Source organism: Pseudomonas mangrovi (assembly GCF_003052585.1).
GTDB classification, from domain to species: domain Bacteria; phylum Pseudomonadota; class Gammaproteobacteria; order Pseudomonadales; family Pseudomonadaceae; genus Aquipseudomonas; species Aquipseudomonas mangrovi.
Map to the genome: position 1 here is coordinate 47,004 of NZ_QASN01000021.1, position 12,105 is coordinate 59,108.

The following is a 12,105-nucleotide window of genomic DNA, read 5'->3' on the forward strand; positions in this document are numbered from 1 at the left end:
ATTGTGTGAAGAAGCGCTATTCGCCGCGGATGTACTGCTCCAGATGGCGGATCAGGCTCTGCTGCTCGGCGATCACGTTCTTCACCAGGTCGCCGATCGACAGCAGGCCGACCAGACGGCCGCCATCGACCACCGGCAGGTGACGCAGGTGGCGATCGGTCATCAGCTGCATGCACTGCTCGTGGTTGGCCTTGGGCTCGACCGTGATCACATCGCTGGTCATGATCGCGCTGACCGGCGTCACCGCCGAGGAACGTCCCGCCAGGATCATCTTGCGCGCATAGTCACGCTCGCTGACGATGCCTACCACTCGCTCGCCCTCGGTCACCACCAGGGCGCCTATGTTCTTCTCGGCCATCAGCCGTATCGCCTCCAGCACCGGCACGTCCGGAGAGATCACATGGACGCTGTGGTCCGGCTTGGAATTGAGAATCTCGGCGACTGTTTTCATTGTTATGCCCTTTCCTCTTCTGCGCCCTCGGCGCACGTTCTCATATAGCGACCTAGGCCGCCGGCAGGCGCAACAGCACCTGCACGCCCTCATCGATGTTGTGAAGCTCCAGGCTGCCGCCGTGAAGGGTAGCCACTTCCTGGACGAAATTCAGACCCAGACCGGTGCTCTTGCGGCCGCTGGTCGGCCGCGGCAACGAATAGAACCGCTCGCACAGACGCGGCAGGGCAAAGTCGGGAATCGCATCGCCCTGATTGAACAATCGCACCAGCCAGAAGCCGCCCTGACGACAGGCATCGAAGCGAATGCGCCCTCCCGCCGGCGTGAAGTCCAGCGCGTTGTCGAGCAGATTGGCCAGCGCCTGGCGCAGCAGAAAGCGCTCGCCCGATACCCGCATGCCGGGCTGCAGGTCCACCTCCAGCCGCAACGCGGCAGACTGGATTCGCGGCCGCTGGGCCTCGACCAGTTCTTCGACCAGCTCCAGCAGACCGACCTCGACGCGCTCCTCCAGCCCCTGACGCTGCTCGACCACCGCCAGATTCAGCAGGCGCTCGATCAGCTGCTGCATGCGCGCGCTCTCGTTGCCGATGTTGCCGACGAAGCGCTCACGCTGAGCCGCCGGCATGTCTTCCTGGAGCAGTTCGGCGGCACCGCGAATCGCCGCCAGCGGGCTTTTCAGCTCGTGAGTCAGGGTATGCACGTAGCGCTCGACATAGGCCTTGCCTTCGAGCTCCACACGCATCCGCTCCACCGCCTCGGCCAGTTGCGCCAGCTCGCCGCCACGCAGGCGCGGCACCGCTGCGCGCTCGCCGGCGCTGACCGCCTGCGCATAGCGGGTCAGTTGCCGCAGGGAGCCGCTCAACCACCAGGACAGCAGCCCGCCGACCAGCAGGCCAAGCCCGATCAGACCCGCGCCGAGCCAGCCCAGGCGGCGCTGCGAACGCTGGATATAGGGCATCAGGCTGCGGTTCGGCTTGGCCACCGAGACCACCCCGATGATCTTGCCATCGGCCTTGATCGGGGCTGCCACGTACATCACCGAGGAGTCTTCATCCTCCGGGTCTTCACGGGTCGAACGCGCACCGTACTTGCCCTGCAGGGTGAGATGGACATCGTTCCAGCGCGAGTAGTCCTGACCCAGCGCCTCGCCGCTGGAGTCGAGCAGGACGATGCCGTTGGCATCGGTGACGTAGATGCGGTGATTGACCTCGGTCTTCTCCACGCCCCAGATGCGCGCCTGCGGCTCGCGCTGGCCGTAGGCCCTGAGCACCTCCGGCAGGCGGCTCTGGGCCAGGCTGCCTTCACGCACCTCGTCGCGCAGCAGCTCGGCCAGCAGGTTGGCGGTATCGACCAGGGTCTCCTCGGTCGACTGGCGCACCCCGGGGCGGATCTCGTCCATCACCGTGCTCAGCACGAAATAGCCGGCGAGCCCGACAAACAGGAAGTAGGCGAGGAATATCCGTATCCCCAGCGGCATCAGGCCTGACCCGGCAGGTAGCTGTAGCCCAGACCGCGATGGGTCTGGATCGGCTCGGCATCGTCCTTCACCTGGCGCAACTTGGCGCGCAGGCTCTTGATGTGGCTGTCGATGGTGCGCTCGTAGCCGGCCTCGGCAGCCACCCCCAGCGCATCGAGCAACTGCTCGCGGGAGAACACTCGCTCCGGCTGGCTGAGCAGGCACTGCAGCAGACGGAACTCATGCCGGGTCAGCGTCAGCGGCTGGGCGCGATAGCTGATGCGCATGCGTTCGAGATCGACCTGAAACGGCGCCGCTTCCGCCACCAGTGCGACACTCTCTGCCCGCGGCGCCACCCGCTTGAGGATGGCGCGCACCCGGGCGCTGAGCTCTCGCGGGCTGAAGGGCTTGATCACATAGTCGTCGGCGCCGATTTCCAGGCCCACCACCCGATCGATCTCGGCATCGCGAGCGGTGAGGAAGATCACCGGCACCTCGGAGAAGCGCCGCAACCGGCGGCAGGCCTCGAAGCCGTTGATGTCGGGCAGGCCGACATCCAGCACCACCAGGTCGACGACCTCCTGCTGCAGGTAGTCGAGCGCCTCCCCCGCCAGGCTGAACCAGCGCGTGCTGAAACCGTCGGCCTGCAGGGCGAAGATCAGGGTATCGGCGATGGCGGCTTCGTCTTCGACGATGAGAATGTGCGGCATGGGCGTCCCGGCGTGTGCGCAGTGACGCGCACGGTGCCGCAGCGCACGCGCGGCCGTCAACCACCGGGGCGCCGCATCAGTCGAAGTGCGAACCCTTGCTCGCCGGCAGGCCGGACCAGAGCTCGTCGAGGTAGGGGAAGTTCCAGTCGCCCGGGTTCTCCCGCGCGACTATCTTGTCCGCGCCGGCAAGCCGGCCCAGATCGATGACCTCCTGCGGAATCGGGGTCTTCGAGCGCGCCGAGAAGAACACCTTGACCTTCGGCGCCAGCAGCGACTTGTCGCTCTGCTCCATCACCACGCCCAGGCGCCCGCTGTGCAGCCGCACCAGCGAGCCGACCGGATAGATGCCCACCGACTTGACGAAGGCCTGGAATACCGCCGGATCGAAATGCCCGGTCCATTCGGCCATACGCCGGATCGACTCGGCGGGATCCCAGCCACGCTTGTAGGGGCGGTCCGAGGTGACCGCGTCATACACGTCACAGACCGCACCCATCTTCGCCTGCAGGCTGATCTGATCGCTGCTCAGCCGGTTCGGATAGCCGCTGCCGTCGACCTTCTCGTGATGGTGCAGGCAGACGTCCAGCACCTGCGCACTGACCTCGTTGCCGAGCAGCATGGCGTGCCCGGCCGCCGGGTGCGAACGCATGATGTCGAACTCCTCGTCGGTCAGCTTGCCCGGCTTGTTCAGCACCTCCATCGGCATGGCCATCTTGCCGATGTCGTGCAGCAGACCGGCCAGACCGGCCTCGCGCACCTCACGATCGGGCAGGCCGAGCTGGCGCGCCAGAGCGATCATCAATGCGCAGACCGCCACCGAGTGCATGTAGGTGTATTCGTCCGAGGTCTTCAGCCGCGCCAGGCTGATCAGCGCGCTGGGGTGGCGGATGACCGAGTCGCTGATCTCCTCGACCAGCTCGCGGGCGCCGCCGATCTCGATGCTCTGGCCCATGCGCGCATCGCTGAACATGCTGACGATGGCCTTCTTGCTTCGCGCACACAGGCGCACCGCGCGCTCCAGCTCCTGATCCAGATCCACCGGCCGGACCGGCTCCGGAGCCCGCACCGCAGCGAGCAGGGCCTCGGTCTCGGCAGCCACCTCGGCCTCGCTCTGGCCGGCACCACCGAGTACATCCAGGCCTTTGGACGTATCGATCCACAGCTCGGTGATGGCACTGCCGCGAATACGCTGCAGATCATGCTCGCTATCGAGCAGAAAGCGTGCCTTCCAGAACGGGTGGTCCATCCATGAGCCGCAGAACTCCTGTACGAACATGCCCACGCGGGCATCCACCACCTTGATACGTTTCAGCACGACGACACCTGACTGCAACTAGCCAACGGAACACATTCGGAGCGAATTCTGTCGTCCTGACACGTACCACGCCCCTTGCAGCGTATACCCCGAGCCCTGTTCAGGATGATGGCACGTGGCCCAGGGGGCCGCCAGTTCGACCATCGCCCAAGGTCGGGGCTTGCCTTATCATCAGCCCCGGTCTCGCCTACAAGGAGCACGCATGCGTCCGTTCATCACCGGTCTGAGCGTCATTCTGCTGGTACTACTGAACACGCTGATTCTGATCGGCCCAATGCTGCTGCTCGCGCTGATGCGCCTGATCCTGCCTGGCCGGCGCCTGCGCCTGGCCTGTTCGCGCGGAGTGATGTGGATAGCGGAAACCTGGGCGGAGCTGAACAAGCTGATCTTTGCCACCCTCACGCCGACCGTCTGGGACATCCGCGGCGGTGGCGAATTGCGCAGCGATACCTCGTATCTGGTGATCAGCAACCACCAGTCCTGGGTCGACATTCCGGCGCTGGTGCAGGCCTTCAACCGCAAGACGCCCTACTTCAAGTTCTTCCTCAAGCGCGAACTGATCTGGGTGCCCTTCCTCGGCCTGGCCTTCTGGGCGCTCGACTACCCCTTCATGAAGCGCTATTCCAAGGCGTTCCTGGCGCGCAACCCGCACATGCAGGGCCAGGATCTGCTGATCACCCGGCGCGCCTGCGAGAAATTCCGCGATCTGCCGGTCACCGTGGTCAACTACCTCGAAGGCACTCGCTTCACCCCCGCCAAGCACGCGGCGCAAGGCTCGCCCTATCAACATCTGCTCAAGCCCAAGGCAGGCGGAGTGGCCTTCGTGCTGGCTGCGCTGGGCGAGCAGCTGGATGCCATCCTCGACGTGACCCTGGTCTATCCCGAGGGCAGGATTCCCGGTTTCTGGAAGCTGATCAGTGGCCAGCTGCCGCGGGTCATCGTCGACATCCGCACCCGCGAGCTGGACCCGGCCCTCTGGCAGGGCGACTACCAGAACGATCCGCTGTTCCGACAGTTCGTCCAGGGCTGGGTCAGCGGGCTCTGGGCGGAGAAGGATGCGCGGATCGCCGAGCTGCGGGCGGAGACGCAGGAGTCGTAAGCACTGGCTCACGCGTCGATGGGCTTAGTGAGCGCCCCTGGCTCGGTGCCCGACTGTTTGTCGCGCCGGCTGATGCTTCTGGTTTCGCCCTTCCGGGCGCCTTACTTTCTTTGCTTGTGCAGAGAAAGTAAGCAAAGAAACACACCCCCACATCCGGCCCTGCGCTTCGCGCAGGGTTCCCTCCTTCCGGCGCCGCTCCAGAGGCCGGCATACACGGGCCGTCCCTGGCCCGCTATGCCTTTCGCGGCATCCCTGCCGCTCACCTCCTGCGCAACACCTCCACTCGGCCTTCTGTAAGGGGATCTGGCACCGAGCTGCCTGGCCGCTCTTCTTTTGAATCTTTTGCCTTTCCACAGCACAGACTTTCAGGCACGACCTATCGCCCCTTTTATCCGGCTGAGCGCAGTCGTCGTGTAGAGGGGTGAGCGGTATGGATGCCGCGAAAGACGTAGAGGACCATGGATGGTCCTTCTACGTCGGCCCCTCGGAGCGCCGATGGAGCGAAGGCACCCTGCGCGCAGCGCAGGGCCGGATGACGGGGCTAGCGTTTTTGGTTCCTTTTGGGGCAATGCCAAAAGGAACTCGGCCGGGGGGCCGAAACCAGAATCCCCAGGCCACTGGGCAATGAGCCCAGACACGAAACAACGAAACTAAGACAGGCACCGCTCAGCCCAAGCTAGAACACCAACGGAATAAAACGCCAAGTACGCTTCATATAATCCCGATAGGCCTCGCCAAAGGTCGCCAGATTCTCGCGCTCCTCGACCCGGGCCGTGGCCAACATGGCCAGCGTCGCGACCCCGGCAGCGATACCGCCGAGCAGGTCCGGGCGCTTCCAGAACAGCCCCCAGGCGAACAGCAGCAGGGCGCTGTACATCGGATGACGAACCCATCGGTAGAGGCCACTCTCGACCAGCGAGGCGGTGTTCTCAAAGGCGAAGTTGGCCTCCTGCCCCGGCCGCGCTGCGCCCTGCCCGCCCCGGCTGCGCAACAGATACAGGCTGTGCAGCAACAGGTACAGCGCAACGAACAGCAGCCCCCAGGAAATCAGCTGATACCAGGCAAAGCGCGCCGCGAACCAGACCGGCAGCGCGCGCCAGAGCAGCAGCAGCGCGGCTTCGAAGACGAACAGCCGGTAGAAGCCATGGCTGCCGGGATCGCGCAGCGAACGCCAGGACACTCCCGCCAGGGCCAGGCCCAGACAGATGAAGAGCAGATCGTAGAGAAGAGTCATCGCGTGCGGCCGGTGATTCGCAAAGGCCGCGCACTATAAGACAAGTGCGCGGCCTTTGCCGCTTCGCTCAGGCAACCGGCAGCGGCGGCTGCAGCGCGGCGTCCAGCGTGCGTAGCTGACCGAACCAGCGCGACAGGCCGACCTCCAGCCCGATCAGCAGCAGCGCTATCAGCAACTGCATCAGCACACCCAGGTAGAAGCCCTGCATGAGAGCCGCAACCTGTTTCTTTGCCAGACCAAGCACGAAGTCGGCGCTGAACAGCTCTGAGAAACGCGTCTGGATGATCTTCTCCAGCGTCTTCTCGTCGAGGCGGCTGTAGCCCGCGGCCTTCTTTATCAACTGGTCGCTGGCAAGACTGATCAGCACGCTTTCGCGCAAACCTTCCATCAACTTGTAGCCGGCCATCTCCAGCACCGAGTCGTCACGACCCTCGAAGCCGAGCAACGGGTTCTCGCGCAGATAGTCCCGCACCATGCGCGCCAGCAGTTCGCGTAGCGAGTCCTCGCGCAGATCCACGACGCCCAGCTGCTGGGCGTGCACGTAGGCCTGGAAGTCATCGAGATAGCGATCCGCCTCGGCCTGCAGTTGCGGCTTGAAGGCGTCGATCTGGCGATAGGCTTCCTTCTGCACCGCGTAGAGCACGCCTGCCTGGACGCCCAGGGCTATCCCCAGGCCGGGAAGCGCAAGGAAATACAGTTTCAGCAGCCAGTGATGCCATCGATTACGCCGCCCCAGCCAGCCGGAACGCTGCAGCAGCACCGCGAGGACGACGCCCAGCAGCAGACCGAGCAAAGCGCCGCCCAGGCCGTTGAGGAACAGTCCCCAAGCGCTGAAGGTTTCCCAGAACTGATTTAAAAGCGCTTTGCCACTGTCCATGTAGAGCACTCCACCACGATAAAGACGGGGCCCCTCCCCGCAGGGAGCGGATTGGAGCTCAGGCTGGCGCGCGCCGCCATTAAACCCATCACAACAACTGCCCGACGCCAGTACGCTCGTCGGCGACGACTGGCAAAGAGTCCGCGCAGTTGGCCGAATCGCCCTGACCATTGAGCGTTTTGGCCGCGGACGACAGTCGGAAATTATTTTTCCCTCCCTATACTAAATTGCCACTACGGCCGATACAGCATCACCGGGGTCCAGCGGACGGACCTTGAATATCCCTGCCGAAAACAAAAACCATTGGCAGGCACGAACAGTCCGCGCAGTCCTCGACAGGTTCGCCCCATGAACGACAAGAATCCAAACGTGCAGAAAGCCTCTGGCCCCTCCCCCACAACGCTGAGCTTCATGCTCATGCTGGTACTGCTCCTGCTGGCCGGCGGCGCGCTGCTGCTGGCGCCAGGCGGGTGGAAGGTCGCTCCACTGATCCTCGTTGGCGTCGGCCTCTGGCTGACCTGGCGCATGCGCCGCGGCGACCCGGTCCTGGGCGAGCTGGAGCAGCTGCTCAAGGCGGCCAACGGCGAGCAGATCGACCTCAGCGCGGACCTGCAAGTCGCGCCCGGCAGTCCCTATGCGGGGCTGGCCGCGCAGTACAACGCCTTCGCCACTCGCCTGCGCCAGATCATGGAGCAGTTCCAGCAGCACAATCTGGTCATCGGCCTGTCCTCGGCACAGGGTCGCCTGCTTGCCGAGCAGTCAGCCAAGGGCGCCAACCGCCAGGAGGAAGTCTCTGCACTGGTGTTCCAGTCCAGCGAGCAGACCGCCACTGCGGTACAGGAAGTCTCCCAGCGCAGCAGCGCCATCGCCTCGATGAACAGCCGCAATCTGGAGGTCGCACGCAGTTCGCAGCAGGAACTGGCCGAGGTCAGCCGGCAGATCGCCGGGATCAGCGAGATCATGGGCAACTTCCGCAGCACCATCGACCAGTTGCAGGAAAGCTCCGGCAGCATCCGCAACATCCTCGGCACCGTGCTCGACTTCGCCGCGCAGACCAACATGCTCGCGCTCAATGCCGCCATCGAGGCCGCCCGTGCCGGCGAGCAGGGCCGCGGCTTTGCCGTGGTCGCCGACGAAGTGCGCTCCCTGGCGGCCAAGGTCGGCAAGGCCGCCGACCAGATCCAGAGCCTGGTCGGCAACATGGCCAGCGCCGTAGCCGGCGCCGACGAGGGCACCCAGGGCATGATCGAGCGCTCGGCCCTTGCCAGCGACGCGATCGCCGCCTCTTCATCGCAGTTCGCCGCCATGGTCGCCGACTTCGAATCGGCCAACGGCGACCTGCTGATGGTCAGCTCGGCACTGGAGCAGCTGTCCATCACCAACAGCGAGAGCCACGAGCACAGCACCGAGATCCGCAACCTCAGCCTGCAGATCGGCAAGGACATGCAGACCTCCTTCGCCAAGGCCGACGGGCTGCGCGACGCCACCAACCGCGTGCTGCGCCAGCTGGCCAGTTTCCGCCTCGGCCACGGCCGCATGGAGCAGATCACCGACCTGCTCATGCAGCGCCGTACCGCGCTTGAGGAGATCATGGAACGCCTCGCCGACCAGGGTGTGAACCTGCACGACGAACGCTATACGCCAATCCCCAATACCAATCCGCAGAAGCACGACGCCAGCTGGGTCGGCCCGTTCCGCCAGGCCGCCCAGCCGCTGCTCAACGAATGGAACAGCAGCCAGGGCAAGGACGGCATCATCTATTGCCTGCCGACCAACGACATGGGCTACCTGCCCTGCGCGCGCCCCGAGTCGTCCAACCCGCCCACCGGCAACCCGGAGGTGGATGCGATCAAGAGCAACTTCATGCGTTTCCTAGTGACCAACAAGGTCGACCTGCAGAACATCCGCGACTGCACCCACATCGGCTTCGGCACCTTCGTGCTGCCCGGCAACATCGTCTGCTTCGTGCTCTTCGTACCGCTCTACGTGCGCGGACGGCATTGGGGAACGCTGGGCACAGGCATCGTCCCGCAGGCGTTGGGGGTGAGCTGATCGTCTGCCATGACGTGACCTCAGCGGTGGATTACGCCTGCGGCTGATCCACCCTACGGGCCTGAGCCACCGCATCGTTGGGCCTCGCCATGCTCGGCGCCAACCTACAACGCCGCACCGAGCAGGTTGGGCCGAAGGCCCAACAGCAACCTCGGCAAAGCCGCCACGCCAACCCCAATGTGTAGGTTGGGCCGCAAGGCCCAACAGAGATCACCCCTGCGTCAACCCGCACGCTACAGATCGGCCCCTGGCTGCCCGCCTGCTACACTGCGCGCCGATTTCTTTTGCCGCAGGCTTCCTTCGTGACCACCTCCTTCGCTTCACTGCCACTCTCTGCCGCCATGCTCGCCAATCTCGAGGCGCTGGGTTATGCGCAGATGACGCCGATCCAGGCCAACAGCCTGCCGCTGATGCTGGCCGGCAAGGACGTGATCGCCCAGGCCAAGACCGGCAGCGGCAAGACCGCGGCCTTCGGCATCGCCCTGCTGGCGCCGCTCAATCCACGCTTCTTCGGTTGCCAGGCGCTGGTGCTCTGCCCGACCCGCGAGCTGGCAGACCAGGTCGCCAAGGAGCTGCGCCGACTGGCCCGCGCCGCCGACAACATCAAGATCCTCACGCTCTGCGGTGGCGTCTCGATCGGCCCGCAGATCGGCTCCCTGGAACACGGCGCGCACATCATCGTCGGCACCCCGGGACGCATCCAGGAACACCTGAAGAAGGGCAGCCTGGTACTCGACGGCCTCAACACCCTGGTGCTCGACGAAGCCGATCGCATGCTCGACATGGGTTTCTACGACAGCATCGCCGAGATCATCCAGCAGACCCCGTCGCGCCGGCAGGCCCTGCTGTTCTCCGCCACCTACCCGAGCGGCATCCAGCAGTTGGCCGCGAGCTTCATGCGCGAGCCGCAGCAGATCCGCGCCGCCGCCCTGCACGACGATTCGCAGATCGAACAGCGCTTCTACGAGATCGACCCCGAGCAGCGCATGGCCGCCGTGCTGCGCCTGCTGAGCTGCTTTCACCCGGAATCCTGCGTGGCGTTCTGCTTCACCAAGCAGCAGTGCCAGGAGCTGGTCGACTACCTGACCTCCAAGGGCATCTCGGCCGCTGCCCTGAATGGCGACCTGGAACAACGCGACCGCGACCAGGTGCTGGCGATGTTCGCCAACCGCAGCCTCTCGGTGCTGGTCGCCACCGACGTGGCCGCCCGCGGCCTGGATGTCGACGCGCTGGACATGGTGATCAACGTCGAGCTGGCGCGTGACGCCGAGATCCACATCCATCGCGTCGGTCGTACCGGCCGCGCCGGCAAGTCCGGCAAGGCCCTGAGCCTGGTGGCGCCGGCCGAAGCACATCGCGCCCAGGCCATCGAGACCCTGCAAAAGAGCCCGCTCAACTGGCACCCGCTGGACGAGGCCAAGCCCCAGGCCGGTGAACCGCTGCAGCCGCCGATGGTGACCCTGTGCATCGCCGCCGGCCGCAAGGACAAGCTGCGCCCAGGCGATATCCTCGGCGCCCTGACCGGTGACGCCGGGCTGGCCGGCAGCCAGGTCGGCAAGATCGCCCTGTTCGACTTCCAGGCCCTGGTCGCGGTCGAGCGCGGTGTCGCTCGCCAGGCGCTCAAGCGCCTGTCCGAAGGCAAGATCAAGGGCCGCTCGCTACGAGTCCGCCAGCTGTGAACTGCGATGTGGTGATCATCGGCGCCGGCGCCGCCGGCCTGATGTGCGCCGCACAGAGCGCCGCACGCGGGCGCAGCGTGCTGCTGATCGACCATGCCAACAAGGCCGGCAAGAAGATCCTGATGTCCGGCGGCGGGCGCTGCAACTTCACCAACCTGTATGTCGAGCCGGGCAATTTTCTTTCCGGTAACGCGCACTTCTGCAAGTCGGCACTGGCGCGCTACACCCAGTGGGACTTCATCGAACTGGTCGGCAAACACGGCGTGGCCTGGCACGAGAAGAAGCTCGGCCAGCTGTTCTGCGACAACAAGTCCAGCGACATCCTCGAGCTGCTGCTGGCCGAATGCGCAGAGCATGGCGTCGATCTGCGCCTGGATACCTCGGTGCAGGCGGTGGAAAAAAGCTCCGATGGTTACCACCTACAGACCAGCCTCGGCGTGGTCGACTGCCGTGCCCTGGTGATCGCCACCGGCGGGCTGTCGATCCCGACCCTGGGCGCGACCGGCTTCGGCTACCAGATCGCCCGCCAGTTCGGCCACAGCCTGCTGCCGACTCGCGCCGGCCTGGTGCCCTTTACCCTCACCGATCCGGCGCTCAAGCAACTGTGCACCGAGCTGTCCGGCACCTCGGTGGAGGACTGCCGGGTGAGCTGCAACGGCCAGAGCTTCGTCGAGAACATCCTCTTTACCCACCGCGGCCTCTCCGGCCCGGCGATCCTGCAGATCTCCTCCTACTGGCAGCCCGGTGACGCGGCACATATCGACCTGCTGCCCAGCGTCGACCTGCCGGCCTGGCTCGCCGAGCAGCAACGCGACAGACCCAACAGCGAGCTCAAGACCCTGCTCGGCGAGCTGTTCACCAAGAAGATGGCCGGGCTGCTCTGCGAGCTGTGGTTCGCCAGCAAGCCGATCAAGCAGTACGGCATCCGCGAGCTTGAACAGATCGCCGCGCAACTCGCCGACTGGACCCTGGTGCCGGCCGGCACCGAGGGCTATCGCACCGCCGAAGTGACCCTGGGCGGCGTCGATACCCGCGAAGTGTCCTCCAAGACCATGGAGTCGCAGAAGTCGCCGGGCCTGTACTTCATCGGCGAGGTGCTGGATGTCACCGGGCACCTGGGCGGCTTCAACTTCCAGTGGGCCTGGGCCTCGGCGCACGCGGCTGCGCAGAGCCTTTGATCCACCCAACGCAGGCGCCGGTCAGCCACTGCACGGGGCCCGGATACTGATCTT

General features: G+C 65.3%; 10 protein-coding genes. 4 read left to right on the plus strand and 6 right to left on the minus strand.

Annotated features, from left to right (window positions below; genetic code table 11):
- Window positions 1–16 precede the first annotated feature (16 nt).
- The 4 genes from DBO85_RS16505 to DBO85_RS16520 form a co-directional block, all read right to left on the minus strand.
- Entirely contained in the window at window positions 17–451 is a 435-nt protein-coding gene (locus DBO85_RS16505) for a CBS domain-containing protein (RefSeq protein ID WP_108108482.1), read from the minus strand.
- 52 nt (window positions 452–503) lie between these two features.
- Window positions 504–1,928 (minus strand): two-component system sensor histidine kinase CreC, encoded by a 1,425-nt coding sequence (creC, locus tag DBO85_RS16510; RefSeq protein ID WP_108108484.1) that lies wholly within the window; start codon window positions 1,926–1,928, stop codon window positions 504–506.
- Entirely contained in the window at window positions 1,928–2,617 is a 690-nt protein-coding gene (creB, locus tag DBO85_RS16515; protein WP_108108486.1) for a two-component system response regulator CreB, read from the minus strand. Before creB ends, creC begins: the two co-directional genes overlap by 1 nt.
- Window positions 2,618–2,693: 76 nt before the next feature.
- Entirely contained in the window at window positions 2,694–3,932 is a 1,239-nt protein-coding gene (locus DBO85_RS16520) for an HD-GYP domain-containing protein (RefSeq protein WP_108108488.1), read from the minus strand.
- Between the two features lie 202 nt (window positions 3,933–4,134).
- On the opposite strand from DBO85_RS16520, the gene DBO85_RS16525 reads away from it, so the two are divergent.
- Complete coding sequence (locus DBO85_RS16525) at window positions 4,135–5,031, plus strand: acyltransferase (RefSeq protein ID WP_108108490.1); 897 nt, start codon at window positions 4,135–4,137, stop codon at window positions 5,029–5,031.
- A 676-nt stretch (window positions 5,032–5,707) separates the two neighbouring features.
- On the opposite strand, the gene DBO85_RS16530 is transcribed toward DBO85_RS16525, so the two are convergent.
- Entirely contained in the window at window positions 5,708–6,265 is a 558-nt protein-coding gene (locus tag DBO85_RS16530; protein WP_108108492.1) for a methyltransferase family protein, read from the minus strand.
- 67 nt (window positions 6,266–6,332) lie between these two features.
- Window positions 6,333–7,142 carry a hypothetical protein gene (locus DBO85_RS16535; RefSeq protein WP_108108494.1) on the minus strand — a complete coding sequence of 270 codons (810 nt, stop codon included), beginning with the start codon at window positions 7,140–7,142 and terminating at the stop codon, window positions 6,333–6,335.
- 960 nt (window positions 7,143–8,102) lie between these two features.
- Between DBO85_RS16535 and DBO85_RS19790 the strand changes: the two genes are divergently transcribed.
- The 3 genes from DBO85_RS19790 (at window position 8,103) to DBO85_RS16550 (ending at window position 12,051) form a co-directional block, all read left to right on the plus strand.
- Entirely contained in the window at window positions 8,103–9,194 is a 1,092-nt protein-coding gene (locus DBO85_RS19790) for a methyl-accepting chemotaxis protein (protein ID WP_407681488.1), read from the plus strand.
- Window positions 9,195–9,535: 341 nt separating this feature from the next.
- Window positions 9,536–10,873 carry an ATP-dependent RNA helicase DbpA gene (gene dbpA / locus DBO85_RS16545; RefSeq protein WP_233356638.1) on the plus strand — a complete coding sequence of 446 codons (1,338 nt, stop codon included), beginning with the start codon at window positions 9,536–9,538 and terminating at the stop codon, window positions 10,871–10,873.
- Window positions 10,870–12,051, plus strand: a complete 1,182-nt coding sequence (locus tag DBO85_RS16550; RefSeq protein ID WP_108108498.1) for a BaiN/RdsA family NAD(P)/FAD-dependent oxidoreductase — start codon at window positions 10,870–10,872, stop codon at window positions 12,049–12,051. Before dbpA ends, DBO85_RS16550 begins: the two co-directional genes overlap by 4 nt.
- Window positions 12,052–12,105 lie beyond the last annotated feature (54 nt).